Source organism: Erythrobacter sp. THAF29 (assembly GCF_009363635.1).
Taxonomy (GTDB): Bacteria; Pseudomonadota; Alphaproteobacteria; order Sphingomonadales; family Sphingomonadaceae; genus Erythrobacter.
In genome coordinates this window covers 790,492-814,891 of the sequence record NZ_CP045392.1, presented here as the reverse complement: position 1 = coordinate 814,891, position 24,400 = coordinate 790,492, and the positions used below count along the sequence as shown (strand labels likewise).

Genomic DNA, 24,400 nt, shown 5'->3' with positions numbered 1-24,400 from the left:
TGATCCCTTCACAGCATCGACCTTAATGCCAGCCTGATTGTTACCCTTCCCGTAACGAGCGCCAGCAAAACCCCTCCGACCGGGATCAATGCGATAACGACCCAGTCATGCCACCCGAGCCCGCCGCCTGCGACCATTCCGCTATCGAGGGCTGCGAATTGGCGGCCGAGCAGCCACACTGCCGCAATGCCGAGCACGAGGCCGATAAAAGCACCGAATGCCGCATCGCGCAGGACCGCACGCTGGAAAATGTTCGCGACCTGCGCATCGGTCCCGCCCAGCAAGTGGATCACTTCGACGGTCTCGCGGTGGTTGGCAAAGGCGTTGCGCGCGGCCAGCCAGACAGCCGCTGCGGTTGCGATCCCGACGAGTGCGATCAGAGCGAGCGCCAGATATTGCAGCGCCGACAGCGCATCGTAGACAGGCTTCAACCATTCCGATTGCGCATCGACGCGCGCACCCGGAACGGTCTGGTCCAACACGGCTTGAAGAGCGTCGACTTCCTGCGGCGAGGCACGGCGAGAAAGTTCGACGTCGATCAGCGCCGGGATCGGCACGTCCTCGCTTGTCGCTGCCGCCCCTAGCCACGGTTCCAGCAGCGCTTCCAGTTCCTCTTCGGGCACGATCCGCACCGAAGTGACCAATGGCTGGTCCGCAATCGTCCGCGCCGCGCGGGTCGCCAGTTCGGCTCGCCGTTCGGCATCGGCCTCGGGGATCTGCACAGTGACGGCGCCGGACAGGTCCGCGCGAGCGTTCTCTGCCAGATTGCGGAGCGACAGTCCGCCGGCAGCCGCAATCACCACCAACGCGATCAGAATAGCGATGACCCACGGAATCGGTCCGCCAATGCGCGTCTGCGGCAGGAGGCGCGAGGCCATGCTGCCGCGCATGTGCGGTTGCTCCGTCGTTTCGGGCATGCGCGTGCTTTCCTTCGCCGACTGTTCGGGAAGCGGCGGAGTGTTCATGAGACACCCCTGCGCTGGTTGTCCGGTCGCGGCGGGAAACGCAGCGCGCCGGTCGGGTCGGACAGCCTGCCTTTGTGAAGGCGCATGATGAGGGAATCCGGCACTTTCTTGAGCAGGTGGACGTCGTGTGTCGCAACCACGACGGTCGTTCCGACGCGGTTGTTGAGCGCTTCGAACAGTCGCAACAGTTTCAGCGCCATGTCGGGATCGACATTGCCGGTCGGCTCGTCGGCAATCAGCAGCTGTGGGCGTGCGATCACCGCCCGGGCGATCGCGACACGCTGCTGCTCGCCGCCCGACATGGTCGCCGGTATCGCCTGGGCCCGGTGCGAAAGCCCGACCCATTCCAGCATGTCGGAGACAGCTTTCATGACCTTGCCCTCGTGCGCGCCCGAAAGCCGCAATGGCAACGCGACATTATCGAAGGCGGACAGGTGCTGCACCAGGCGGAAGTCCTGGAACACCACGCCCAGACGCCTGCGAAAATCGGGCAGCCGCTCGCGCGGGAGGGTAATCATGTCTTCGCCAAACATGCGGATCGCCCCGCGCGAAGGGCGCTGCGCGAGGTAGAGCAGCTTAAGGAGGCTGGTCTTTCCCGCGCCGCTCGCCCCGGTAAGGAAATAGAAGCTGCCGGGGAAAAGCGTAAAGCTGAGGTCGCTCAGCACCTCGGGATCGGTGCCATAGCGCAGCCCGACATTGTCGAATTTGACGATTTCACCGGGCCGTTCGCTCATGGCGCGGACTTATCAGCGGCCTCGGGCGTGGGGAAGCGTTACATTGGCGAATCCCCCACCGCGGTGTAGCGGTGTGGAAAAATGCGCGGAATTGCGGCTATTAAGCCACGTTGCCCTTGCGGCCATCCACGCCTTGATTCATGCCGAGAAGACCATGATCCTGTCCTGCCCCGCTTGTTCGACCCGCTATGTCGTGCCGGACTCCGCAATCGGCGCCGATGGCCGGACGGTTCGCTGTGCCAAATGCAAGCACAGCTGGTTTCAGGAACCCGACCTGCTCGATCTCACGGATATGGAAGCCAAGCCGGCTCCCAAGCCCGCTCCGGCGCCTACTCCGGCGCCAGCGCCTGCTCCCACGCCGGCACCGGCTCCCGCACCTGGACCGCCACCGACAGCGGCACCTTCACCGACCGAAGAGCCGGGCGATGCCGATGCTTCGCCTTCGATCAGCCATTGGCGCACGCAAGACGGTGCGCGGCCGGAGGTTTCCCAGGAATCGAGCGCTTTCGCCGCTCGCGCCATGCGACGCGGGATGGGGATGGCCGACGAGAATCGCGAAGCCGGAAAGCCGATCGAAGGGAACCAGCCTGCCCAAGCACCATCGTCGAAACCGGAAGCCGATCCGCCGCCTCCTTTCGAAGAGACTGTTTCCGAGCCTTCGCCCGAGGCGGTGAAGGAAACCGAGACGGAGACGGCACCAGAGCCGGAAGATTCCGGGGAAACGATATCTGACTGGGATAGCGAGCCACCTGCGGAAACCGCGTTCGATCCAGACAATGATCCGCTCATCGATCGTATCCGCGAGGATGCGCCAGTGGATGAGGCCGACTATTACGACGAGCCTTCGCAATTCGATTTCGTCCCGCCCTTCCGCGCGCGGCGCAACCCCCTTAAGATGTGGACCATTGCGGCAGCCGCATTCGCCCTGCTTGCAACCGGTACAGTCTTCGCGGCGAGCTATTACGGACTGCCCGACTGGTTCCCGTTGCAGCGCCCGACTTTCGGCGTCGGCCAGCCCGACCTGACGCTGGATTTCCCCAAGGATCAGCAGCGTACCGAGGTGCTCGAAACCGGCGAGAAGATTTTCCGGGTGCGCGGGAGCATCACCAACACCAGCCGTGAGACCGTTTCGGTCCCAACCATGCTGGTCGTCTTCCGCGACGAGCGCGACCGCAATGTCGGCGACTGGCCGATTGTTCCTGCTAAACGTGAACTGGCACCGGGCGAGAGCCTCAATGTGACAGAGGCAATTGCCGATATCCCCCCTGCCGCCCGCGACGCCGAAATCGGCTGGGCCCCGAACTGACGAAAGTGGCACCGAGCCCGCGCGACAGGTAAATTCGCGGCTCTTTCGCAAAGCATGGTCAAAGCCCTTGCGCACCCCTTTGCGCCTTGCTAGGGGCGCGCTCCTACCGAGGGCGGCACAGTGTTTGTCACCCAAATCCCTACCGAGTGCGGTCGTGGCGGAACTGGTAGACGCGCAACGTTGAGGTCGTTGTGGGCTAACGCCCGTGGAAGTTCGAGTCTTCTCGACCGCACCATTCTCTTTCCTGACATGCAAACAGCAAACCCTCGCCTCGCACGCGGGGCGTGCTATGGCATTGCGCAGAGGTTGCGTTGGTGAGGGAGAAACCGTCATGAAAACACGTGCCGCCGTGGCGTTCGAGGCCAAGAGGCCGCTCGAGATCGTCGAACTTGATCTCGAAGGGCCTAAGGCGGGCGAAGTGCTGGTCGAGATCATGGCGACCGGCATTTGCCACACCGATGCCTACACCCTGGACGGCTTCGACAGCGAAGGAATCTTCCCGAGCGTGCTCGGCCATGAAGGTGCGGGGATCGTGCGCGAAGTAGGCGCAGGCGTCACCAGCGTGAAGCCCGATGACCATGTGATCCCGGCCTACATTCCCGAATGTCGCCAGTGCAAAAGCTGCCTCTCGCAGAAGACCAATCTGTGCACCGCGATCCGCGAGACGCAGGGCAAGGGCGTCATGCCCGACGGGACCAGCCGCTTCTCCTACAAAGGCGATACAATCTACCACTACATGGGCTGCTCGACCTTCTCGAACTTCACCGTTTTGCCCGAAATCGCCGTTGCCAAAATTCGGCCCGACGCACCGTTCGACACCAGCTGTTATGTCGGTTGCGGGGTCACAACGGGCGTCGGCGCGGTCATCAACACGGCTGGTGTCGAGCCAGGTTCGACCGTCGTGGTTTTCGGCCTGGGCGGGATCGGTCTCAACGTGATCCAGGGCGCGAAAATGGTCGGCGCGGCTCAGATCGTCGGTGTCGATCTAAACCCGGACAAGGCGAATTGGGGCGAGAAGTTCGGGATGACGCATTTCGTCAATCCCAATGACACCGCCAATCTGGTCGAGCACATCGTGAACCTCACCGGCGGGGGCGCGGATTACAGTTTCGATTGCACCGGCAACACCGATGTGATGCGCGATGCCCTGGAGTGCTGCCACCGAGGCTGGGGAACCAGCGTCATCATCGGCGTGGCAGAGGCGGGCAAGGAAATCAGCACCCGCCCCTTCCAGCTCGTTACCGGCCGTGTTTGGAAAGGAACCGCCTTCGGTGGTGCGAGAGGCAGGACCGATATTCCCAAGATCGTCGACTGGTACATGGATGGACGCATCCAGATCGACCCCATGATCACGCACCGGCTGACTCTTGAGGAAATCAACAAGGGCTTCGACATGATGCATGCGGGGGAGAGCATCCGCAGCGTGGTGGTCTACTGATGGCCACGCCAGCAAAAGTCTGCCTCGACGATAAGTTCGCGCTGTTCTCCGATCACTGGGCACCGCGCCTGGCCGCGCGCTACAACGACAACGAGGTGCGGCTCGCCAAGGTCGAGGGCGAGTTTCACTGGCATATACACGACGAGACCGACGAACTTTTCCTCGTGATCGAAGGCGAGCTCGACATGGAGTTCCGCGACCGGACCGAGCGCATGTTGGCTGGCGATCTCATCGTCGTGCCTGCGGGGACAGAGCATCGGCCCTGCGCGCGCAGAGGCGAAGTGAAGCTGCTCGTGATGGACGCTGCCGGCACACCCAATACCGGAGACGCGGCGACCGCTTTCACGCCGGTAGAGGTCTGACGTGAAGATCGAAACCGTTTCCGAAACGAAGTCGCACGGCGGCGTTCAAGGCGTCTACCGGCACCGATCGCACGTCACCGGCTGTGACATGACCTTTGCCATTTTCGTGCCCGCGCATGACGACGGCGAAAAGCTCCCGGTTCTCTGGTATCTCTCCGGTCTCACCTGCACTCATGCCAATGTCATGGAGAAGGGCGAGTATCGTGCAGCATGCGCCAAGCACAGGATCGTGTTCATCGCGCCTGATACATCGCCCCGCGGCGATTCCGTACCCGATATTGCCGAGGAATACGATTTCGGTAAGGGGGCGGGATTCTATGTCGACGCCACAGAAGAACCGTGGTCGCAAAATTATCGGATGCGCAGCTATCTAGAGCGCGAACTTCCGGATTTGATTGCTGCGAACTGCCTGTTCGATATGGCCCGTCAATCGATAACCGGACATTCGATGGGCGGCCACGGAGCGCTCACCATCGGCTTGAGCAATCCCGATCGTTTTCGCTCGATCAGCGCGTTCAGTCCCATCGTCGCACCGGGTCAGGTGCCTTGGGGCGAGAAGGCATTGAGCCGCTATCTGGGAGAAGATCGGGCTGCTTGGCGCGAAAACGATGCAGTGGCCCTGATCGAGGACGGAGCGCGCAAGGACGAGATCCTCGTCGATCAGGGTTTGGCTGACGAATTTCTCGAAGAGCAATTGCGGACAGAATTGCTTTCGCAGGCAATGGAGGTCGCCGGCATGAAAGGAACTGTCCGTATGCAAGCTGGCTATGACCATTCCTATTTCTTCATCTCGACATTCATGGCCGAGCACATCGCGTGGCACGCGGAGCACCTTCGAAGATGACCGACACCCGTTTCGATCCGCCGGGTGGCGGCCTTGTCCCGCATATGGGCATCGAACTGGTCGACGAAGGCGAAGGCTGGCTGGAAGCACGCATGCCGATCCGCCAGCACCATCTTCGCTCCGGCGCAAAGGCGCTGCACGCTGCGAGCATGATCGCGCTGGCCGATTCGGTTTGCGGATTTGCCGCGGGGCAGGTCCTGCCCGAAGGCGCGACGGGCTATACGACGATCGAATTGAAATCGAATTTCCTCGGCTCAGCCTCGGACGGCACGCTCTTCGCCCGCTCGGATGCCGAGCATCTCGGGCGCACCACGCAGGTCTGGTCTTCGGTGGTCACGCATGAGGAAACCGGGCGTAAGCTCGCGCTGTTCCGCTGCACGCAGATGATCCTCTACTAGGCCGCGCGGCTTTCGATGGCCTACGCCCCGATCGTCAAAAAGCGTCCGCCGAAAAAGCCGAGCGCGCGCAGTTCGACATCGCTACCCGGCGCTTCCATCGCCTGCACTTCGCCGAGGATCATCGTGTGGTCGCCCGCCGGATAGGCGGCCCAGCGCTTGCATTCGATAGTCGCCAGCGCATCGCGGATCACGGGAAGGCCGCGCTTTGTACGGGAAAAGTCGGCAGAGCTCAGTGCCGTGTCGCCGCGCGCCGCATAGCGCCGGGCGAGCGCCTGCTGGTCGTCGGCGAGGATGCTGATCGCGAATTCCTCGGCCTCGAGATATTCCTCGTACTGGCTCGCCGAGTTCTGCAGGCTCCAACACACCAGCATCGGATCGAGCGAAACCGAAACGAGTGAATTCACGGTCATGCCCGAAATCCCGGCCTCTCCCTCCTTCGAAAACGAGATCACGCATACGCCGGTCGCAAACAGTCCCATGAGCTTGCGAAACGCGGTCTGGTCGACCGGGCCTGCAGGGGGATTGTCGGACACGAATATTCTCCGGGAGAAGACTGGCGTTGCGCAAACGGACGGTGCCCAAGCGCGTTCCCCCACAGCGCGGCAATTGTCAATCGCGGGCCGCCATTCCCACCGCTACACCATTGAATATGCTTGCCCTTCCGAAATCCGTATGAATTCGGACGATTTTCGGGCACGTAATGGCGAATTCCGCGTTGAATTCGCAAGGTAACAATATCTCACAGATTGCAGGACGGGATTTCCCATGATTGACCGCGTTGGAGCAGCGCTGAAGGACTTTTTGCAGCAGGAAAGCGCGGGCGGCATCGTCTTGATCGTCGCCGCCGCGCTCGCCCTTCTGATTGCCAACACCCCGGCGGGCGTCGGCTATTTCGAGGCGCTCGGCACGAATCTCAACCTCTCCTACGGCGCGTTCGCGATCGACAAGCCTCTGCTGCTGTGGATCAACGACGGGTTGATGGCGATCTTCTTCTTTCTCATCGGCCTCGAGGTGAAACGCGAAGTGCTCGAAGGCCAGCTTTCGAGCTGGGACAAGGCATCGCTGCCGTTGATCGCCGCAATCGGCGGGATGGCGATCCCCGCGCTGATCTTCCTCGGATTCAACTGGAACTCGCCTGAAACGATCAACGGTTGGGCGATCCCTGCCGCAACCGATATCGCCTTTGCGCTGGGCATCCTGTCGCTTCTGGGGCCCCGCGTGCCCGTCGCTCTGAAAGCGCTGCTGCTTGCTGTCGCCGTGATCGACGATATCGGCGCAATCACGATCATCGCGCTGTTCTACTCGGGCGAATTGAAGCTCGACATGCTTATGAGCGCAGGCTTCACGCTGCTCGTACTCGCACTGGTGGGCCGCGCCAAGTTCGGCTCGCGCATTCCCTACGTCCTGCTGACGGTCCTGATGTGGTATTTCGTGCTCAAGTCGGGCGTCCACGCGACGCTCGCGGGCGTCGCCGCGGCGATGTGCGTCCCGATGGTATCGCGCCGGGGCGAAAGGCTGCTCGAAAAGATGGAGCACGGCCTGCATTCGTGGGTTGCCTTCATCATCATTCCGATTTTCGGTTTTTCCAATGCGGGCGTTTCGCTTCATGGCATCTCGCCTTCGGACCTCCTTGCACCGCTGCCGCTCGGCATCGCGCTCGGCCTCCTTATCGGCAAGCAGGTCGGCATCTTCGGCTTCGCGTGGATCGCGGTGAAGACAGGACTTGCTACGCTGCCCGAGAATGTGAACTGGCGGCAAATTCACGGCCTCTCGCTGCTTGCAGCGATCGGCTTCACGATGAGCTTGTTCATCGGCAATCTCGCCTTCGACAGCGCGGCTCAGGTGGATGCTGTGAAATTGGGCGTGCTGTCGGGTTCGCTCGTAGCGGCTGTGCTCGGTTACTTCCTGCTGAAGACGGCGCTCCCGAGTGTCGCAGCCCAACCGTCCGTATCCGAGCCGGAGCCCACCCGAGCGTGACCCCGTTTCTACGCGCGCGCAGCGTCAACGGGATCGAACTCGCCTATTTCGAATGGGCGGGCGCACCGGGCAATGAAGAGCCGCCGCTCATTTTCGCTCACGCGACGGGATTCCATGCGCGAGTCTGGGAGGCGGTGATCGAGCATTTCCCGAACCGGCGGGTGATTTCGATCGACCTCCGTGGACATGGCCGGTCGGGCGGCGGACCGATCGAACACTGGGGCGTATTGGTGAGCGACGTTTGCGGCCTGCTCCGCCAGCTTGGAATTAGCGACGCGGTTGGTGTCGGCCACTCGATGGGAGCGCATATCCTGCTCCAATGCGCCGCCGACATGCCCGGAGTTTTCAGCAAGCTCGTCCTGTTCGATCCGGTCATTCTCGCGCCCGAATACTACGAAGACGGCACGCCGCTCTTCACGCCCGACAAACCTCATCCGGCTGCGCGGCGCAAACGCGATTTCGACAGCCCCGAAGCGATGATCGAACGTTTCCGCGACCGCGATCCCTACAATCTATTCGACCCACGTGTTTTCGAGGATTACTGCCGCCATGGTCTCCTCCCGCGCGCCAATGGCGAAGGCTACGAACTCGCCTGTCTCCCCGAAATGGAAGCCAGCGTCTACGGATCGAGCCGGAGCAACAGGGGCATCCACGATGCTGCGAAAGGCGTCGACATCCCGGTTCTGGTCGTTCGGGCAAAGCAGCTCGATTTCCACGATTTCAAAGGCTCACCCACCTGGTCGCAGCTCGCTACGATCCTCCCGCAGGGCGAAGACCTTTATCGCCCCGACATGACCCATTTCCATCCTTTTCAGGATCCCGGCGATGCGGCCCGTATCATCCGCGATTTCATCGCCTAGACGGCGGCAAGCAAGTCGGCAAAATCGTCCCGCGCCTGGCGGATCTCGTCCAGCTTGGGCTGCGACAAGTTGCGCGCGATAAGCGCGGCAAGCCCGCCATAGAATTGCACCAGAGCGCTGTGCAACGGATTGTCGGGCGCGACCGATCGCGCAAGCCACAACGCGATCGAATGAGCGCGGGCGATTACGTCGCGCGGCGCTGAGTCCGGCGCGCGTTCGAGGGCCACCTCAGCCTGCCCCAGCGCTCCCACGACTTCCTCGAGGCACAGCCGCGTGAGATTTTCGGCTTGCGAAGCCTCGATCCGCGCATCGAGATCGACGCGGCGATAGGCGGCGGCGGGGTTCTTGGACAACGTCTGCATGGCGCCAGCCTAGTTCCGGCTGTTCCAGATATCGATTTGCTGCTCGAGGAAAGTCAGCGTCGATTGCGATGTGCTGATGCTCCGTTCTGCGGCAACCAGGCTGTTCGTCAACCGCTCGCGCAGTTTTTCCTGCTGCTCGGCCACGCGTTCGAGCCGCTCGTCGCTGCGCTCGACCTGCGCTTCGTAGCGCAAGACAGACGCACCGAGCGAGCCGGGACTGGAGCGCGAGGCATTTTCGCGCGCGAGGTTATCGATGGTCGCGAACACGCCGAAAGGGCCGGCGGTGAACATCGCCGCAGCTGCTTCGGGGCTTTCGGCAAGCGTCGCATTGAGGCGAGCCGTGTCGAGCTGGAACGTGCCCTCGCGCGTGAAGGAAAGACCAAGATCGGCGAGCGTGCGCGGTTCGCCCTCGGCCGCGCCTGGCATCACGATCTCGTTCGTCAGGCGCGCCAGATCGCGTTTCAGCTCGCGCGCGCCCGGATCGTTGCCCAGCGCACCGCCCTGCGCCGCAGCGGTCTCGTTGACCTGCGCGGCAAGATCGTTCAGCGCGGCAACGAAATCGCCCATCACCTGCGTGATCGCTGAGGTGTTATTCGCGAAGGAAATGGTGGTTGGCGAACCGATATTGGTCGACTTGAGATCGAGCGACAAGCCTTCGGGAAGGCCGGAAACGGAGTTGCCCGCGCTCCGCATCTCGACCGTGTCGAGCTTGAACAGCGCATCGCGCGAGGCTTGCCGCAATTCACCCGCATCGCTCGCCGGATTCCACGAGAGATAGCTGAGGTCGCCCGGCTGGCTAAGCGGCAGGATCGCGCTGCTCTGCCCCTCGAGCACGAAACCGTTGGCCGCACCCTCTTCCCCTTTGAGGACCAGTTGCGCGCCGCCCGTCCCTTGTGCGACATAAGCCTCGATCGCACCGCCGCTCGCACTGGAAATCTTGCCTGCGAGCGTTTCGAGCGTGTCATCGGCGGTGACCGCGATTTCAAGCACGGCGCGGGAGGCATCCTCGGTGAAATTTGCGCCGTCGGCGGTGCCGAAACGGATGTTGAGCGTGCCTTCGCCGACGAAGTCACTGCCGCTCGAATAGCTTTTCGAAACCAGCGTCTGCGCCTGGGCAAGCTGCGTGACTTCGAGTGAGAAGGAGCCGCTGGGTGTAGCCCCCGCTGCGATGCCTACAGAGGCGATCGAAGGGTCGCCAATACTCGCCTGCGGAGCGAGGTCGCCATTACGGACCCGGTCGCCGAGCGCCGAAGCCAACTCGTTCAGCGAGCTGCGGAGCAAGGATGCGGCTGAGATCTTCGCTTCCAGCGTCTCTATGCGGTTCGACAGGTTGTCACGCTGGAACGCGTAGCTTGCGGACGCAATGTCTTCGGCCAACTGGATGAAGTTCACGCCGCTGCCCGCGCCGAGCGATGCGATGATCGATGAGCCGATGTTTTCCATGCCGCTTAGAACGGCTTAAGCGCGCAAGGATTAAGCGGTTCAAACAGCCCCCTTGTCCGGCCTTCCTTCGGAATCGAAGCGCAGTTCTGACGGCACTTCGATTTCCGGCATGCGCGGGTGCTCGCCACGCTTCAACGAGAGGACGAAAGCAACCAGCGCCGCGATCGCGACATAAAGCTCTTCGCGGACCATCTGGTTGGCGCGCGTCGTGAAATAGACCGAGCGGGCAAGCGCGGGATATTGCAATACCGGCAGGCCCTCTTCGGCAGCGATCTCTTTCATCGCGAGCGCGGTTTCACCGCGCCCCTTCGCCAGCACCACCGGTGCAGGCGCAAGCGCTGGATCCCAGACCAGCGCCACGGCGAAATGCATCGGGTTCACGATCACGAACTGCGCCTGCTTCATAGCCTTGCCCACGCTCCCGCGCGCAAGATCGCGCTGGCGCTGGCGCCGCGCCATCTTGACCTCGGGCGAGCCCTCTGTCTGCTTGTTCTCGTCTCGCATGTCCTTGTGGCTCATGCGCAGGCGCTTGTTGCGTTGGAATCGTTGAAGCGGATAATCGACCACCGCGATCACGATCAGCCCGGCAACGAGCAGCGCGACAAGCGTGATCCCGGTGTCGAAAGCGTAGCCGATCTGCGCGTCGAGCGTGCCGCGACCCAGGCCCATGATTTCGGGCAGGGTTTCAGATGCCCACCACCACGCAATGCTGGCGAGGAGGACAAGCTTCAGGATGCTCTTTCCAAGCTCGATCAGCCCTTGAAGACCGAATATCCGTTTGAGGCCGGTAACGGGGTTTATGCGCGATCCCTTTGGCTTCAACTGCGAAGGCACGAAACGCCCTTCGCCCAGCAGCAATTGCGCACCTACCGTCACCACCATGACCGAAAGGCCGATCGCGATGATCGGCGGCAGCAGCGCCTCGGCAGCGGAGACAAATGCGGCTTGAGGGGCAGTGTTTTCGAGCGCGCTCCGGTCGAACACGAAACTGCCGCGCGCGACACTCGCTATGTTCGCGAACAGCCACGGCCCGGCGAGCATCATCGCGAGCGCTGCCGTCGCCATCCCGGCTGCGGTCCCGACCTCGCGCGATCGCAGCACGTCGCCCTTTTTGGCGGCATCGCGCTTGCGCTTCTCCGTCGGCTCGAAACTCTTCTCGCCCGAATTGTCCTCGCTCACGGCATTGCTCCGGTCTGTTCGACCAGTTGGGCAGAGCGATCAAGCGTCACCTCGATCAGCGCTGCGAACTGGTCGACGATGATGGGCATTACGATGATGAGTGCTGCAATCCCCGCGAGCACGCCTGCGGGAAGGCCGAGCGCGAACAGGTTGAGCGCCGGGGCCGAACGCGAGATGACACCGGTGACGATCTGGACGAGCAGCAAGATCAGCACAACGGGAAAGGCGATCAGTGCGGCGGTCGCGAAGCCATAACCCATGAACAGCGCGATATCCCGCCCGCTCGCCGCGTCGAACACGAACGATCCGGCAGGCAGCACCTGGTAGCTGGCCAGCAGCAGCTCGAACCAAAGCAGGTGCGCACCGATCGCGTAGAACAGGAGCGTCAGGATCAGACCGAAATAGGTGCCAAGCGCACCCGATTGCGCGCCGCTATTGGGGTCGATCGAGGTGGCGATCGCAAGACCCATCGTGCCCGCGATTTGCTCTGCGGCGACAAGCGGGATGGCGAAGGCAATCTGGAGGAGCACACCCAGTGCCGCGCCGATCACCGCCTCCTGCGCAATGGCGAGGAATGCAGCAAAGCTTAGCATTTCCGGGGTTATGGGCGGTGGCATCCACGTAGCGATGAACAGGCCGAAAGCGAGCGCGAGCAGCACGCGCACAGTCGGCGGTATCGCCATCCCGCCGATCATGGGCGCGGCGAGGAATGCTGCGCCACAGCGGATCGATAGGAACAGCACCTGCCATAATTGCTCGTCAAGCACGCCCAGTCCGAAATCGAGCGTCTCCATCGCCCCGCGCGCTCCGATCAGGCCGAAATCTGCGCGACCTGCGCAAATATCTCGCGCAGGAAATCGCCCAGCAGCGCCATCATCGTGCCCCCCAGCACCACGAAGACGAGCGCGACGATCATCAGCTTCGGCACGAAGGTCAGTGTCTGCTCGTTCACCGAGGTTGCCGCCTGGATGATCCCGACGATGAGACCGACGGTAAGCGCCGCGAGCAGCACCGGACCGGCAATGAGCGCGGTCACCCAAAGGGTCTGGTCGGCAAGCGCGAGGAGCTGCGCGTCTTCCTGCATGGCGCGCTCCTATCCAAAGCTCATCGCAAGGCTGCCCATCAGCAGCGCCCAGCCATCGACCAGCACGAACAGCAACAGCTTGAACGGCAGCGACACGATGGTGGGTGACAGCATCATCATCCCTAGGCTCATCAGCACGCTTGCCACCACGAGGTCGATCACGAGGAAAGGCAGGAACAGCATGAAGCCGATCTGGAATGCGGTTTCGAGCTCGCTGGTCACAAAGGCGGGAAGCAGTATCGAAAACGGTATGTCTTGCGGATCCGCGAAGGCTCCCACTCCTGAAATGTCGGCGAACATGATGAGGTTTGCCTCGCGCGTTTGCTGCATCATGAACGCGTGGAAAGCCTCGCCCGCACTCGCAATCGCCGCGTCGGCAGTCAGCGCCCCGGCGGCATAGGGCTCAATTGCCGACGTGTTTACCTGTGAGAGCGTTGGCGCCATCACGAACAGCGAGAGGAACAGCGCAAGGCCGACCAGCACCTGTGTCGGCGGGGAGCCCTGCAATCCAATCGCCTGCCTCAGGATCGTGAGCACGACGAGAATGCGCAAGAAACTCGTCATCATCAGCACCAGGGCGGGCAGGATGGTGAGCAGGCTCATCAGCACGAGCAGCTGGAGCGAGAAGCTCAAGGGCGTATCCTCGCCCGCACCCTCGCTCCCGAGCGCGCGTTCGATCGCGCTCCCGATTCCCGGCGTGTCCACCGCCGGGCCGGCGGCGAGGGCTGCATCGGACAGGGCAAACATGGTTAATGCGGCGAGACAGGCCAGTCCCGCGATGAGAATGCGGAGGCGCATCAGCTGTCCTCCGTCGCCTGCGATATGCCGCTGCGAGCCTCGCTCTCGCCGAGCCTTACAAGCCCCTGACGGGAACAGCCGATCAGGATCTCGCGGTCATGGAAACGTACTACGGCGAGCTTCAGGCCCGGCGCGATCAGGCTCGTCTGGACGAGGCGGAGCGACTGCGCCTCCGCGGGGTCGCCTACCATCCGCGTCTGGAGGAACTTCGTGAGCCTCAGGCTCCCCCAGATCAGCAGCGCGAGCAGCGGGAGCAGCAGCGCAAGACGAAGGATGTATTCGGCCATCATGGCTGTTTGGAACCAGCAGGCGAAGTATCGGAGGCGTCCGCTGGCTCTGCTTCCTCTTCGTCTCCGCCTTCAAGGCTGACGATGCGCAGCGCAAACCGCCCGTCTTGCGCAACGACTTCACCGCGCGCGATGACCTTGCCGTTGGCGGTTACGTCGAGCAATTCGTCGGTCAGACGGTTGAGCGGAACGACGCTTCCCTCGCCGAGCGCGAGCACCTCTTTCAAAGGCAGGTCGGCGCGGCCCAATTCAACCGAAAGGCGCACTGAAACATCGCCAAAGCGGTGAAGCGCGCTTGGGTGAGCGGTCATGATGAAACTCCAGGTGAAGGATTGGCGGTCAGCCGCAGCGCCATGCGATCCTCGAACGTGCCGAGGGTGCCATGGGCGAATACCTCCTCTCCCACCTTGAGCGGGACAGTGCGCGGCATTGCGAGCGGGATTTCATCTCCGGGCTTCAAGGCTCCAAGCCGCCCAAGAGAGAGGTCTATCTCGGCAAGGACCGCTTCGAGCGTCAACGGGATGCGCGCGAACGGTCGTTTGGTCGCGGCCGTTTCGGGCGACAGCGTTTGCCGTTGGCCGCACGTGCGGTCGGTGCCGGGAAGAAGGATGTCGAGACGGTCTGCCGGGAGCGCCAGCAGCGCGCTCCACGACAGGTCCGCTCCTGCAGAGATTTGGACTGTCAGCACCGCGCATTCGGTATCCGGACCGAACGGCTTCAGCCGCGCCGCGCTGTCGCTGCGGGCGATAACGTCTCCGCTCACGGACGCATTGGTAGCGTCGCCCGCCTCGCCATCGCCCGCCGCGCCGATTGCACGCGCTGTAAGGACTGCGAATTGTTCAACCAGCAAAGTGGCCGATCGAGGCAGCTGTTCTGGAATGTCTTCGACCGGCTTGCCTTCACCGCCGAACGAACGATCGGTGAGCGCGATCGCCGTGGCAAAGTCGAACGAGAGCAGCACTGTGGTCTGGCTCTCTCCGCAACGCAGCAGGCTGTACGCCGCCACCGGCCCTATGCGCTCGAACGCTTCCTTGCCGGTAAGCGTCTCGGGCTCACCGATGCTCACCTTGGGGCGGTCGCCCGAGAGCAGCTGCGCCAAATCGCGAGCAAGAACGCTCGCAAGATCCCGCCGCCATGCGGCGAGCGCCTCGGCGCGTTCTTCAGGACGCGGCCCGCGCGTCACCAATTCGGCGCAATGCTGCGCGACCGGTCTGGCGGCGGCGAATGCCTGGCTGTTGTCGATGGGCATGCTCACTGGACGAGGAACCCTTTGAAATGCACGGCTTCGATTCCGCCGAAACCTTCCTTTTCCTCGAGCACTTCGTTGATGGCCTTGGTCAGGCGCTCGGAAAGCTTTTTCTTGCCTTCGACCGAATACACCTCGGCCTCGGGTGTCGCGGCTAGTTGCGCGAGGATCGCCGAGCGGATCGCCAATTCGTGGTTCTTGACCCAAAGCAGCACACGCCCATCGCGCTGGGTCGATACTGCGAGGTCGACCTGGATCAGTCCCGGCGAATCCGCGAGGTTCGAGGTGAAGCTCTCTTCGAAGCTGTAATAGGCGGTGCGATACTCGCTTCCGCCGTCGCCGTAGACTACAGGCGCCTCGTCCTTGCCTCCGCCTTTGGACGGCAACTCGTAAGGATCGGCTTCTCCCTTGCGTACAAATTGCGGGATATCCGGGCCGCTTTCGCCCTCCCCGCCAAGCAACCCGGCGGCAAAGGCGCCATAGGCACCGCCCGCGCCAATGGCCAGCAGGACGATCGCCATAACGATGATCTTCATCGCACCGCCCTTGGGTTTCTCGTCTTCGTCTTTCTTGTCCTTGGCCATCGCGTCTCACTTCCTCGCGGTTCCGCTTGCGGGCGATCAGGCAAAGACGCCTCGATTGCGCCCCTCAGTCTTGTCGGAAGACCCGGAGCGATGTGTGGGCGCTCCGGAAGCCTGCCCCGCCACGTCGTCCTGCCCCGGATATGGTTTACTCGATGCGTGACCCGACCCTGGGGAAGACCCGTAGCGCGGATCCGAGCCAGAACCGGTCTGGCCGCTCATACCCTGCCCGGCAGGCCCATGACCGCCGCCTTGGTCGCTGCCCCGCTGCTGCGCGGATTGCCCGGTGTCGGTCGGCGCGATGATGGTGCGCTCCGCAAGCGCTGCCTGCATGGCCGGAGCGAAGGCCGGGTCCCGGCTGTTGAGCGTTGCACGAAGGTCCGCGCCGATCGCTTCGATCCGCATGTTGACGAGACCGAACTCGCTGTGCCTGAGCGCCAGTTCGGGCCGCAGGTTGCGCCCTGTCTCGCGGGCTTCGGCCAGCTGATCGATGGCGTGGCCAAGATCGGGCTGGATTCGCATTTCAGGCGCTAGCGGAACCGGAGCAGCGTGTGCGAGCGTTGCAGATGGTTGCGGCACCATCACGGATTGCAAGGAAGGGGAGCCTTGATTCGAAACCGGTGCTGATCCGGTCTGGGCCGGATGGGCGGAACGGGGTTCGAACTGGGGCTCACCACCGAAAGAACCTTGCTCGCGCGCCGAAGCGAAGGCTTGTGCTGGACGTTCGCCCAAAGGCGAATGCAGCGTGCGACGCCCGGTCGCGGTCAATGTTTCTTGCGCAGCTGCTTGAACATTCGGGGATCCATCGCGCGCGCGCGACGTCGACCGCTGCTGAGCCCGCAAAGCGGCGGTGGCCATGCTGGAATACGCAAGCGGCTTTTCGGCAGGCGTATGCTCCGCCGTTTCGGGCAAATTCCGTTTTATATCAGTGGCTCGAGCGGTTTCCGCTTCGAAGTCGGGCTGTGGATCACGATCGACGCGGACGTGCGTAACGTCAAAGCGTGCGCCGATGGCCTCATCATCTTTCCCATCATGGCTCAGGCCGGAGTATTCCGCAGTCGGATCTATGGGCTCAGGAACCTCTGGCTTCTTGGGGGCAGCTTCGGCAGGCGAGATCGCACCCGGCGGCGCCTTGGACGGTCGAGCAGATGTCTCTCCAGGCAGGGTTGCCAGCGCAACGCCTCGCGCGCCTACGGGATCGCTTGAATTCCCGATCGCTCGGGCCGCGGGCCTGTCTTCATTCGGGGCGGTTTGGCGAAGATCCGCCGGCGGCACGGTTGAGGACACCTGCCGAGCAAGAGGGTCGCGCTCCGGCAAATCCGATCCGGCTGGCGGCAAGACCCTGCCGCCCGGCTGCGCAGGCGAAGACTGATCATCTCCTTCGCTGGGCCGGTCGAGTACTTCCTGCGGGGTCGGCTCCGAGGATCGATCGGCGGTCCTCGGTCTAGCAAGATCGCTCGAAAGCGGCGATTGCAGAGCAGGGTCTAGCTGCGCGCCCAGCAGTGCAGAGAACTCAGGTATTCGAGCGCTTCCGGCGTCTTGCACGTAAGATTGCTCATTCGACGGCGTTCCTTCCAGCCCGGGCCTTGTCGGGTCACTGCCCAGCGCCAGCGGTGCGCCGGGCGGGTGCGAACGGATCGAGGTTTCTGGCTGAATCGGGATCATTGCGGGTTATCCTGCTTGGCGGCATTTCGGTGTGACGCGATCGTCGTGACTATCTCAGCAACTTGCGTGCCATCTCGGCGTTGGCGGCCTGCGCGCGCCGCTCGATCGCCTTTTCCAGCTCCGCCCGCGCCGCCTTTTCACGAGCATCGAGACGTTTGATGCGCGTCTCGGCTGCGGCGAGCGCCTGCTGTCTCATTTCCGCCTGCCGTCCGGCGTCGACGCGTGCGCAATCCGCCTCCTTCGCGATATCGGCAAGTGCGCCTGCAAACTTCGCAAGGGCGCGTACCTCGTCCCCTTCAGACTGTCCGGGATCTGCGCGATACTGCCGGGAAAGCGCCTTGCTCTTTTCGGCAAGCGCTGCGCTGCGCGCTTCCACCCCGATGGCACCTGCCAAGGCCCCCATGGCCTCGCGCCGGGCGACATTGGCAAGCACCTTCTGGCGTTTCACGAGTGCAAGGCGGCGGCGTTCACGCATTGGCTGCAAGCTCTCGCAAGGCGACGAGGCTCTGCTCAAGGCCGACCGCCTCGCCCCGCTCCTGCGTCAGGAACGCATCGATTGCCGCGGAATGCTCAAGCGCCGCATCCACCAGCGGATCGGAGCCCGCACGGTATGCTCCCATAAGTACGAGATCGCGGTTTTCCTCGCGCGCGGAGACGAGCGCCCGAACGCGTCGCGCCGCCTCGGCGATTTGCTGTTCGACAAGGTCATCCATCACCCGGCTCAGCGAAGCGGGCACGTCTATCGCAGGATAATGGCCGCGCTGGGCAAGCTCGCGGGACAGCAGGATGTGTCCGTCGAGAATCGCGCGCGCGGTATCGACAACCGGGTCCTGTGCATCGTCTCCGTCGGCGAGCACGGTGTAGAGCCCCGTCACCGCTCCGCCGGTTCGCGCCGAATTGCCGGCGCGCTCGACCAGCCGCGTTATCGTGGCAAGTGCGGAAGGAGGATAGCCTCGGGCGGCCCCGGGTTCGCCAAGCAGCAGGGCCAGCTCGCGCGCCGCATGGGCAACACGCGTCAGGCTGTCGACGATCAGCAATGCATTCTTGCCCTGCGCGCGGAAGTATTCGGCTATCGCGCTGGCATATTGCGCGGCGCGAAGGCGCAGGTTTGGCGCATGATCTGCCGGGACCGCGACCACGACGATCCGGCCGCGCCGCGGACCTTCCATGTGCCGGGCGACGAAATCGGAAACCTCGCGCGCACGCTCGCCGATCAGCGCGACGACGATCACATCGGCCTCTGCATGGCCGGCGATCGTGTCGATCAGCACGGACTTGCCGACGCCCGAACCCGCTATCACGCCGAGCCGCTGTCCCACGCCCATCGTCGCGAGCGCATTGATGGCACGCACCCCACAATCGAATGGCCTCGTGACAGGAGCACGTTCGAGCGCGCCCTCGCGCTGGCCGGCCAGCGACCATGTCTCGGTCAACGCCAGTGGCGGCCCTCCATCGATGGGTTTGCCCAGCCCGTCGACCGCACGACCGAGCAGCGCATTGCCCAGCCGCACCGAGCCGGGATTGCCAAGCGCGCGAACTGCGGCATCTGGCCGCAGGAGAACAGTGTCTCCGAGCAGCATCATAAGCGAATGACCGCTGCGAAACCCGATCACCTCGGCGAGCGACTGCCCGCCATCCTCGTTCTCGATTGCTCCGAGCGAACCGATGGGAAGCGGCAGGCCCGCGACCTCGATCATCCCTCCATCGCAGCTGACGACCCGGCCCGTGCGAACCGGTCCGGCTGCAATGTGCACCTTACGCATGCGCGCAAGCTCGATCTGCATGACCTCGATCATCCGCGGAGCGCCTCGGCAATGGCACGGCGCCACTGGTCGGGGCCGTCATGGACTTCTCCATCCGGGCTCTCCAGCCTTAGCGAGCCGCGCGGCAGTTCGGGATCGGCCACGCATTGCATGCCTTCGAGGGCTGCATGGCCCAATTCGCCGATATCGTCTGGATGCAAGCGCAGTTTCATATGTTCCGGCGCTCCCCCAAGGAGCATGGCCGCAGCGCGTGCGCGTTCGGAAAGCTGCTGTTTTTCGATCGCGCACTCACTAAGCACTTGCCCACACAGCTCGATCACGGTTTCGGTGAGCTCGGCCGCCAGCGCGTCCATCGCCGCCTGGTCGAGCGCGCGGAAAGCCAGTTGCAGGGCACGGCGGTTCTCATCGGCCTTGCGATACTCGGCCTGCGCCGCGGCACGTCCCGCAGCCTCGCCTTCCTCGCGAGCCTTGGCAATCGCGGCCTCGGGTTCGGCCGGCGGCGGCTCGGGAGCCATGGAGAGGGGCTTGCGCGCAAATGGCGGCCCTTCGGCAAATTCGGCAGGACTGGTTAGGGCAGAGAGCCAAACGGGTTGGCCACTGCCGGATGCGGCAAGGTTCTGAATCCACTCAGACGAATTCGCCACTGTCGTCTCCGATCACGATTTCGCCTTCGTCCGCGAGCTGCCGCGCGATTTCGACGATTGCGCGCTGCGCCGCTTCGACCTCGGACCGGGCGAGCCTTCCGCGCAGCTCGATCTCGTCCTTGATGCCATCTGCGGCGCGGCTCGACATGGCGGCGAAGAACGGTTCGCGCTCTTGTTTGGATAGGCCCTTCAGCGCATCGACCAGCTTCTCGTTGTCGACGTCGCGCAGCAGGCGGCCCATTGCCTGCGGATCGAGCGTGAACAGCATCTCGAATGTAAAGAGCTCCTCTTCGATCGCCTCGGCAAGCGGCGGGTCGCGCTGGGCGATGGCGGGCAGTACGACGTTGCGCACCTCGCCCGCAGCAAGGTTGATGAGATTTGCCGCCTCGCGCGGGCCGCCAAGCGCAAGCGCGTCCGCGCCGAAGCTCGCGCCAATGCGCTGGGTCAGCAGTCTGTCGATCATCTCGATCGCACGCGTCGAGACCGGCCCGATCCGGGCAATGCGCTCTACCACGAGCGATTGCTGCGCACCGGGAAGGCCGGACAACACTTCGGCTGCAGGTTCGGGTTCGAGCATGAGGAGGAGGGCGGCGATCACCTGCGGGTGCTCTTCCTCGATCAGATGCACAAGGACGGCAGGCGCGAGCCAACGCGCTATTTCGATCGTGCGCGGCCTTGCTTCCGGTTCGATACGCCGCATCATACTCTCGGCCTTGGTCGGCCCGAGCGAGCGTTCGAGCAGCCTGCGCATTTCCGCCGAGCGATCGCGCGCTGGCAGGACTTCGCGTTCGGCCTCCGTAACGAAATCCGCCAATGCTTCCGCGATGCCATCTTGCCCGACTTCGCCGAGCGCGCACATCGCCCTGCCGAGCCGCTGGAGCTCGGACGGCCCCATTCGGGCGAGCAGGTTGGCGGCCTCTTCTTCGCCGAGCAGGGTGAGAAACACTGCTGCCCGGTCCGTTCGGCTCATCACTCCTGACGGTGCCTGCCTGGTCGCGGCTTCGCTTGCGACGCTCATGACGCAGCCGCCTTTTCCGGTGGCGGTTCCAGCATACGCTGTAGCGCCTCGACCGCGCGGTCTGGCTGCGAGGCGGCGAGTTGGCGGGCAAGCTCGACCTGTTGTTGCAGGCTGGCGTGAGAAACGGCTTTGTCTACATCTACCGAACCGGCTTCGGCCTCGTCTTCACTTGCCTCGTCTTCTCCCTTGGAGGTGGCCACTGCCGGACCGCGAATGCCCTTCATAAGCGGGCGTACGACGAGGAACAGAACGAGCAGGACAGCAATCAACGCGGTGCCGTAACGCAGCGCCATCGCAAACCATGGCTGCTCGTAAAAGGCGAGCGGGGCAATTTCCGTGGTGCCGAATGCGCTGACGACGACCTCGACCTGGTCACCGCGCGCATCGTTTGCGCCCACAGCAGCGCTCACCAGCGCCTGCAATTTTTCGGCAGTCAGCGGTGCGGCTGCCTTCAGCGCCTCGTCACTCACCGCGACAGCGACCGAGAGTTTGGTAAGTGAACCGGGGCCGGTGCTGGTCACTGCGACCTCGCGACCGACTTCGTAATCCCGGCGGATCGCGGTGTCGCTGTCGCCCTTCGTATTGGCCGCAACCGCCGTTTCGGTGGCTTCGGGTGGAGCGTCGACCACTTCGGCATCGGGTGGAGGCGTGTTTGCAGTGACGCCGGGGACACCGCCGACTTCTCCGCCCGCAATCCGGGTTGCGCTGCGTTCGGTTTCGCTGCGCACCACGCCTTCCTTGTCATAGGTCTCGCGCGCGGCCGTGACCTCGCTATGGTCAAGCTCGGCCTGCACCTGGGCGGAGAAGTTTCCTTCGCCGAGTAACGGAGTGAGCAGAGCGGTGACTTGCTCGTGGAGTTTGCTTTCGAATTCCCGTTGAAGCAGCAGCCCGTCGAGCTCGGCCTCGCGTGCGGAAGAGAGAAGGCGCCCGTTGTGGTCGACCACGCGCACGGCCTCAGGCGTCATACCGGGGACCGATCCCGACACGAGATTCACGATTGCCTCGACCTGGCTCTGACCGAGCGACCGGCCGCTCACGAGCCGGACCATGACGGAAGCGGTTGGCGCGCTCGCATCGCGCACGAAGACCGAACGTTCAGGGGTCGCAAGGTGCACGCGAACCGACTCGATACCGTCGATTTCGCGGATCGTAAGCATGAGCTCGCGTTCGCGCGCCAATCGGAGGCGTTCGCCTTCGAGGGTGCGGCTTGAGCCAAGGGGTATCGCGTCGAGCATCTCGCTCGCGCCTTCGGGAGCGGCGATCCCGGCGTCGCTCGCGACCAGCATGCGCGCGCGGTACAGATCGTCTTCCGACACAGTGAGCACACCGGTCGCATTGTCGATCGCATATCCGATACCGCCGCGCTCAAGCGTTTCGACCACCTTGGCGCGTTCCCCGTCGGAAAGGTTCGAATAGAGGATACGCTGCGGCCCGGATGCAATCGCGAAGTAAAGCGCGGCGAGCACCAGCACTCCGGCAAGCCCGGCGATCGCGGGGAGAGCGCGCTTGATCGCGGGCTGGCCCATGAACGTGTTCGCCCAATCACGCAGGCGATCAGGAGCGATAGACACAGGCTGCGCCGTGACAGTAGGTTCGATTGCGGTCCCTTCGGCGGGGACCGGACTGGTGGTGTCGGCCATCTATCAGCCTCCCATCCGCATGATTTCCTGGTAGGCGGAAAGCAGCTTGTTGCGCACTTGCAGCGTCGCTTCGAATGCTACGCCCGCTTCCTGACGCGCAAGCATGACCTGCGCGATATCGGTGACTTCGCCTCGCTCGTAGGCAGCCTGCATCTCGCCCGAACGTTGCTGCACCGCGCTCACCTGCTTCAATGCATCGCCGAGCGTATCGGCAAAGCCGCCCGTCGGGTCTGCGGTGGCGGGCACCGTGCCAGCCTCGCTCGCGGCGCGAACGTCCTGCAGCGCCTTGCTGCGAGCGAGCACTTCCTGCCGCAACGCCATAATGTCCTGGACGCCGGACGTGGGGCGGACGGCGCTCATGCCTCACCGCCTGCGGCCAGCAGACCGGAATCGCGCATCGATGCGAGACGGTAGCGAAGCGTGCGCTCGGATATCCCGAGGCTCTTGGCAGTGCGTGCGCGGTGGCCGCCATGGGTTTCGAGCGCGTTGAGGATCGCTTGCGCTTCGGATTGGAATGCGACGTCGGACAGTGTGCGACCGGTCACCCGGGCGGGTGTGGGTACTGAAGCCGGCTCGGCCAGCGAGCGCACCGGCTGTTCGAACACGATATGCTCCGACCCGATCTGATGCGATTCGCCCGCGAGCAGGATTGCCCGGCGGATAACGTTTTCGAGCTCGCGAACATTGCCCGGCCAGACATGGCTTTCGAGGAGGGCGAGAGCCTGCCCGGCGATCCAGCCGGGTTGTCCCTCGCGGCATCCGTGGCGCAGGAGCATCCCGAAAGCGAGCGGCGCGATATCGCCGCGCCGCTCGCGCAGGGCGGCGAGCTCAAGGGGGAAAACGTTTAGGCGATAGAGCAGATCCTCACGGAACCGCCCGGCCTCGACTTCGGCGGAAAGCGTGCGATTGGTACAGGCGACGATCCGCACATCGACCTTGACCGGCGTAGTCGCGCCGAGCGGGAGAACTTCGCCTTCCTGCAATGCCCGCAGCATCTTCGATTGCAGCGCGAGCGGGAGCTCGCCGATCTCGTCGAGCAGCAGCGTTCCTCCGTCAGCTGCACGGAACAGACCCTCGCGCGCCTCGCCCGCGCCGGTGAAGGCGCCCTTACGATGGCCGAACAACAAACCCTCGAGCATCGCTTCGGGCATCGCAGCGCAATTGACCGCGACGAATTTGCCTTTCGATCGGCGCGAGAGACGATGGACCAGCCGCGCGAAAACTTCCTTGCCGGTGCCGGTCGGCCCTTCGAGCAGGACCGGTATCTCACTCCCCGCAATACGCTGTGCGAGGGTGAGCAATGCCAGACTGTGATCGTCGCCCGCGATCGGCAATCCCCCTTGAGAGGCGGCGGCCAGAAGGGCCGCACGCGCAGCATCGGGGGCATCGCTGCGATATGAAAGCGCAATGCGGTGTTCGCCTAGCCAGCGAAGCATGGTCGTCTCGCTGTGCGTGAGGTCGACCTCGATCCGGTCCTCGCGTCGGCCACCTGGCGGACAGCCAAACCGCCCGTCTTCTCCGAGCATCAGACGCGCGCCCTGCCAATCGCGTGCGAGCAGCGGCAAGGTGCTGCCGAGCAGCGCACTATGCCGCTCCAGAAGTTCGGGATCGATCGCAAACGCGCCCTCACCGTCAGCGAGGTTGGCCTGCGAGAAGTGTTGAGAATGAAACATGGCGGGTGCGTTCGGCCTTTTCTTTCCGTTCCGGTCTTCGTGCCGGAAAGGATTTGCCGGGTGCCCGTCCAAGATAGCGCAAATTTAAGCCCCCGTGCGAATACGTAGGCCCGCTCGGCTCTCGCCTCGCGCA

Annotated in this window: 28 protein-coding genes and 1 tRNA gene; 8 read left to right on the top strand and 21 right to left on the bottom strand. The window is 63.6% G+C overall.

Annotated elements, in window-relative coordinates:
* Positions 1-8: 8 nt before the first annotated feature.
* On the bottom strand, positions 9-965 hold the full coding sequence (locus FIU90_RS04110) for an ABC transporter permease (protein WP_152433630.1): 957 nt from the start codon (positions 963-965) through the stop codon (positions 9-11).
* Positions 962-1,699, bottom strand: a complete 738-nt coding sequence (gene ftsE, locus FIU90_RS04105) for a cell division ATP-binding protein FtsE (protein WP_152433629.1) — start codon at positions 1,697-1,699, stop codon at positions 962-964. The genes FIU90_RS04110 and ftsE overlap by 4 nt, the downstream gene beginning before the upstream one ends.
* A gap of 154 nt (positions 1,700-1,853) precedes the next feature.
* On the opposite strand from ftsE, the gene FIU90_RS15840 reads away from it, so the two are divergent.
* From FIU90_RS15840 to FIU90_RS04075, 6 genes are all read left to right on the top strand, one after another.
* Positions 1,854-3,005, top strand: coding sequence for an MJ0042-type zinc finger domain-containing protein (locus FIU90_RS15840; RefSeq protein ID WP_370515142.1), 1,152 nt, complete (start codon positions 1,854-1,856; stop codon positions 3,003-3,005).
* Positions 3,006-3,153: 148 nt separating this feature from the next.
* A tRNA-Leu gene (locus FIU90_RS04095) sits at positions 3,154-3,240 on the top strand.
* Between the two features lie 96 nt (positions 3,241-3,336).
* Entirely contained in the window at positions 3,337-4,443 is a 1,107-nt protein-coding gene (locus FIU90_RS04090; protein WP_152433628.1) for an S-(hydroxymethyl)glutathione dehydrogenase/class III alcohol dehydrogenase, read from the top strand.
* Entirely contained in the window at positions 4,443-4,805 is a 363-nt protein-coding gene (locus FIU90_RS04085; RefSeq protein ID WP_152433627.1) for a cupin domain-containing protein, read from the top strand. The genes FIU90_RS04090 and FIU90_RS04085 overlap by 1 nt, the downstream gene beginning before the upstream one ends.
* 1 nt (position 4,806) lies before the next feature.
* Entirely contained in the window at positions 4,807-5,649 is an 843-nt protein-coding gene (gene fghA / locus FIU90_RS04080) for an S-formylglutathione hydrolase (protein WP_152433626.1), read from the top strand.
* Positions 5,646-6,047 (top strand): PaaI family thioesterase, encoded by a 402-nt coding sequence (locus FIU90_RS04075; RefSeq protein ID WP_152433625.1) that lies wholly within the window; start codon positions 5,646-5,648, stop codon positions 6,045-6,047. The genes fghA and FIU90_RS04075 overlap by 4 nt, the downstream gene beginning before the upstream one ends.
* Positions 6,048-6,067: 20 nt before the next feature.
* Here FIU90_RS04075 and FIU90_RS04070 read toward each other — a convergent pair whose 3' ends face one another.
* Positions 6,068-6,580, bottom strand: coding sequence for a flavin reductase family protein (locus FIU90_RS04070; RefSeq protein WP_152433624.1), 513 nt, complete (start codon positions 6,578-6,580; stop codon positions 6,068-6,070).
* Between the two features lie 232 nt (positions 6,581-6,812).
* Here FIU90_RS04070 and nhaA point away from each other — a divergent pair, with 232 nt between their 5' ends.
* Together nhaA and FIU90_RS04060 are read left to right on the top strand one after the other, a co-directional pair.
* Positions 6,813-8,024, top strand: coding sequence for a Na+/H+ antiporter NhaA (nhaA, locus tag FIU90_RS04065; protein ID WP_152433623.1), 1,212 nt, complete (start codon positions 6,813-6,815; stop codon positions 8,022-8,024).
* Entirely contained in the window at positions 8,021-8,884 is an 864-nt protein-coding gene (locus FIU90_RS04060; protein ID WP_152433622.1) for an alpha/beta fold hydrolase, read from the top strand. The genes nhaA and FIU90_RS04060 overlap by 4 nt, the downstream gene beginning before the upstream one ends.
* Here the strand turns inward: FIU90_RS04060 and FIU90_RS04055 are convergent.
* From FIU90_RS04055 to FIU90_RS03970, 18 genes are all read right to left on the bottom strand, one after another.
* Entirely contained in the window at positions 8,881-9,246 is a 366-nt protein-coding gene (locus FIU90_RS04055) for a hypothetical protein (RefSeq protein WP_152433621.1), read from the bottom strand. The genes FIU90_RS04060 and FIU90_RS04055 overlap by 4 nt on opposite strands.
* Before the next feature lie 9 nt (positions 9,247-9,255).
* On the bottom strand, positions 9,256-10,689 hold the full coding sequence (fliD, locus tag FIU90_RS04050) for a flagellar filament capping protein FliD (RefSeq protein WP_152433620.1): 1,434 nt from the start codon (positions 10,687-10,689) through the stop codon (positions 9,256-9,258).
* Between the two features lie 39 nt (positions 10,690-10,728).
* Positions 10,729-11,868, bottom strand: a complete 1,140-nt coding sequence (locus tag FIU90_RS04045) for a flagellar biosynthesis protein FlhB (RefSeq protein WP_152433619.1) — start codon at positions 11,866-11,868, stop codon at positions 10,729-10,731.
* Positions 11,865-12,662: a flagellar biosynthetic protein FliR gene (locus FIU90_RS04040; RefSeq protein WP_152433618.1), complete on the bottom strand. Its 798-nt coding sequence runs from the start codon at positions 12,660-12,662 to the stop codon at positions 11,865-11,867. Before FIU90_RS04040 ends, FIU90_RS04045 begins: the two co-directional genes overlap by 4 nt.
* Positions 12,663-12,679: 17 nt before the next feature.
* Positions 12,680-12,952, bottom strand: a complete 273-nt coding sequence (locus FIU90_RS04035) for a flagellar biosynthetic protein FliQ (RefSeq protein WP_152433617.1) — start codon at positions 12,950-12,952, stop codon at positions 12,680-12,682.
* Between the two features lie 9 nt (positions 12,953-12,961).
* Entirely contained in the window at positions 12,962-13,750 is a 789-nt protein-coding gene (gene fliP, locus FIU90_RS04030) for a flagellar type III secretion system pore protein FliP (protein ID WP_234029619.1), read from the bottom strand.
* Positions 13,750-14,037, bottom strand: coding sequence for a flagellar biogenesis protein (locus FIU90_RS04025; RefSeq protein WP_234029618.1), 288 nt, complete (start codon positions 14,035-14,037; stop codon positions 13,750-13,752). Before FIU90_RS04025 ends, fliP begins: the two co-directional genes overlap by 1 nt.
* Positions 14,037-14,348 (bottom strand): FliM/FliN family flagellar motor switch protein, encoded by a 312-nt coding sequence (locus FIU90_RS04020; protein WP_152433615.1) that lies wholly within the window; start codon positions 14,346-14,348, stop codon positions 14,037-14,039. Before FIU90_RS04020 ends, FIU90_RS04025 begins: the two co-directional genes overlap by 1 nt.
* Complete coding sequence (locus tag FIU90_RS04015) at positions 14,345-15,286, bottom strand: flagellar motor switch protein FliM (RefSeq protein ID WP_234029718.1); 942 nt, start codon at positions 15,284-15,286, stop codon at positions 14,345-14,347. The genes FIU90_RS04020 and FIU90_RS04015 overlap by 4 nt, the downstream gene beginning before the upstream one ends.
* A 2-nt stretch (positions 15,287-15,288) precedes the next feature.
* Complete coding sequence (locus FIU90_RS04010) at positions 15,289-15,867, bottom strand: flagellar basal body-associated FliL family protein (RefSeq protein ID WP_152433613.1); 579 nt, start codon at positions 15,865-15,867, stop codon at positions 15,289-15,291.
* A 36-nt stretch (positions 15,868-15,903) separates the two neighbouring features.
* Entirely contained in the window at positions 15,904-16,386 is a 483-nt protein-coding gene (locus FIU90_RS04005) for a hypothetical protein (protein ID WP_152433612.1), read from the bottom strand.
* Positions 16,387-17,578: 1,192 nt separating this feature from the next.
* Positions 17,579-18,004, bottom strand: a complete 426-nt coding sequence (locus tag FIU90_RS04000; protein WP_152433611.1) for a hypothetical protein — start codon at positions 18,002-18,004, stop codon at positions 17,579-17,581.
* The gene (locus FIU90_RS03995; protein ID WP_152433610.1) at positions 17,997-19,325 is read right to left on the bottom strand and encodes a FliI/YscN family ATPase; all 1,329 of its coding nucleotides are present in this window, start codon (positions 19,323-19,325) and stop codon (positions 17,997-17,999) included. Before FIU90_RS03995 ends, FIU90_RS04000 begins: the two co-directional genes overlap by 8 nt.
* The gene (locus FIU90_RS03990; RefSeq protein ID WP_152433609.1) at positions 19,322-19,936 is read right to left on the bottom strand and encodes a FliH/SctL family protein; all 615 of its coding nucleotides are present in this window, start codon (positions 19,934-19,936) and stop codon (positions 19,322-19,324) included. The genes FIU90_RS03995 and FIU90_RS03990 overlap by 4 nt, the downstream gene beginning before the upstream one ends.
* Positions 19,920-20,954, bottom strand: coding sequence for a flagellar motor switch protein FliG (fliG, locus tag FIU90_RS03985; protein WP_234029617.1), 1,035 nt, complete (start codon positions 20,952-20,954; stop codon positions 19,920-19,922). Before fliG ends, FIU90_RS03990 begins: the two co-directional genes overlap by 17 nt.
* On the bottom strand, positions 20,951-22,594 hold the full coding sequence (gene fliF / locus FIU90_RS03980; protein ID WP_234029616.1) for a flagellar basal-body MS-ring/collar protein FliF: 1,644 nt from the start codon (positions 22,592-22,594) through the stop codon (positions 20,951-20,953). Before fliF ends, fliG begins: the two co-directional genes overlap by 4 nt.
* Positions 22,595-22,597: 3 nt before the next feature.
* The gene (gene fliE, locus FIU90_RS03975) at positions 22,598-22,954 is read right to left on the bottom strand and encodes a flagellar hook-basal body complex protein FliE (RefSeq protein WP_152433608.1); all 357 of its coding nucleotides are present in this window, start codon (positions 22,952-22,954) and stop codon (positions 22,598-22,600) included.
* Complete coding sequence (locus tag FIU90_RS03970; RefSeq protein ID WP_234029615.1) at positions 22,951-24,267, bottom strand: sigma-54-dependent Fis family transcriptional regulator; 1,317 nt, start codon at positions 24,265-24,267, stop codon at positions 22,951-22,953. Before FIU90_RS03970 ends, fliE begins: the two co-directional genes overlap by 4 nt.
* Positions 24,268-24,400 lie beyond the last annotated feature (133 nt).

What these genes read in the sequence shown, in the direction of transcription:
- FIU90_RS04110 (WP_152433630.1), bottom strand. Translation starts at nt 965, where the DNA reads ATGAACACTCCGCCGCTTCCCGAACAGTCGGCGAAGGAAAGCACGCGC.
- ftsE (WP_152433629.1), bottom strand. Translation starts at nt 1,699, where the DNA reads ATGAGCGAACGGCCCGGTGAAATCGTCAAATTCGACAATGTCGGGCTG.
- FIU90_RS15840 (WP_370515142.1), top strand. Translation starts at nt 1,854, where the DNA reads ATGATCCTGTCCTGCCCCGCTTGTTCGACCCGCTATGTCGTGCCGGAC.
- FIU90_RS04090 (WP_152433628.1), top strand. Translation starts at nt 3,337, where the DNA reads ATGAAAACACGTGCCGCCGTGGCGTTCGAGGCCAAGAGGCCGCTCGAG.
- FIU90_RS04085 (WP_152433627.1), top strand. Translation starts at nt 4,443, where the DNA reads ATGGCCACGCCAGCAAAAGTCTGCCTCGACGATAAGTTCGCGCTGTTC.
- FIU90_RS04075 (WP_152433625.1), top strand. Translation starts at nt 5,646, where the DNA reads ATGACCGACACCCGTTTCGATCCGCCGGGTGGCGGCCTTGTCCCGCAT.
- nhaA (WP_152433623.1), top strand. Translation starts at nt 6,813, where the DNA reads ATGATTGACCGCGTTGGAGCAGCGCTGAAGGACTTTTTGCAGCAGGAA.
- FIU90_RS04055 (WP_152433621.1), bottom strand. Translation starts at nt 9,246, where the DNA reads ATGCAGACGTTGTCCAAGAACCCCGCCGCCGCCTATCGCCGCGTCGAT.
- fliD (WP_152433620.1), bottom strand. Translation starts at nt 10,689, where the DNA reads ATGGAAAACATCGGCTCATCGATCATCGCATCGCTCGGCGCGGGCAGC.
- FIU90_RS04040 (WP_152433618.1), bottom strand. Translation starts at nt 12,662, where the DNA reads ATGGAGACGCTCGATTTCGGACTGGGCGTGCTTGACGAGCAATTATGG.
- FIU90_RS04035 (WP_152433617.1), bottom strand. Translation starts at nt 12,952, where the DNA reads ATGCAGGAAGACGCGCAGCTCCTCGCGCTTGCCGACCAGACCCTTTGG.
- fliP (WP_234029619.1), bottom strand. Translation starts at nt 13,750, where the DNA reads ATGCGCCTCCGCATTCTCATCGCGGGACTGGCCTGTCTCGCCGCATTA.
- FIU90_RS04025 (WP_234029618.1), bottom strand. Translation starts at nt 14,037, where the DNA reads ATGGCCGAATACATCCTTCGTCTTGCGCTGCTGCTCCCGCTGCTCGCG.
- FIU90_RS04020 (WP_152433615.1), bottom strand. Translation starts at nt 14,348, where the DNA reads ATGACCGCTCACCCAAGCGCGCTTCACCGCTTTGGCGATGTTTCAGTG.
- FIU90_RS04015 (WP_234029718.1), bottom strand. Translation starts at nt 15,286, where the DNA reads ATGCCCATCGACAACAGCCAGGCATTCGCCGCCGCCAGACCGGTCGCG.
- FIU90_RS04010 (WP_152433613.1), bottom strand. Translation starts at nt 15,867, where the DNA reads ATGGCCAAGGACAAGAAAGACGAAGACGAGAAACCCAAGGGCGGTGCG.
- FIU90_RS04005 (WP_152433612.1), bottom strand. Translation starts at nt 16,386, where the DNA reads ATGCGAATCCAGCCCGATCTTGGCCACGCCATCGATCAGCTGGCCGAA.
- FIU90_RS04000 (WP_152433611.1), bottom strand. Translation starts at nt 18,004, where the DNA reads ATGCGTGAACGCCGCCGCCTTGCACTCGTGAAACGCCAGAAGGTGCTT.
- FIU90_RS03995 (WP_152433610.1), bottom strand. Translation starts at nt 19,325, where the DNA reads ATGATCGAGGTCATGCAGATCGAGCTTGCGCGCATGCGTAAGGTGCAC.
- fliG (WP_234029617.1), bottom strand. Translation starts at nt 20,954, where the DNA reads ATGAGCGTCGCAAGCGAAGCCGCGACCAGGCAGGCACCGTCAGGAGTG.
- fliF (WP_234029616.1), bottom strand. Translation starts at nt 22,594, where the DNA reads ATGGCCGACACCACCAGTCCGGTCCCCGCCGAAGGGACCGCAATCGAA.
- fliE (WP_152433608.1), bottom strand. Translation starts at nt 22,954, where the DNA reads ATGAGCGCCGTCCGCCCCACGTCCGGCGTCCAGGACATTATGGCGTTG.
- FIU90_RS03970 (WP_234029615.1), bottom strand. Translation starts at nt 24,267, where the DNA reads ATGTTTCATTCTCAACACTTCTCGCAGGCCAACCTCGCTGACGGTGAG.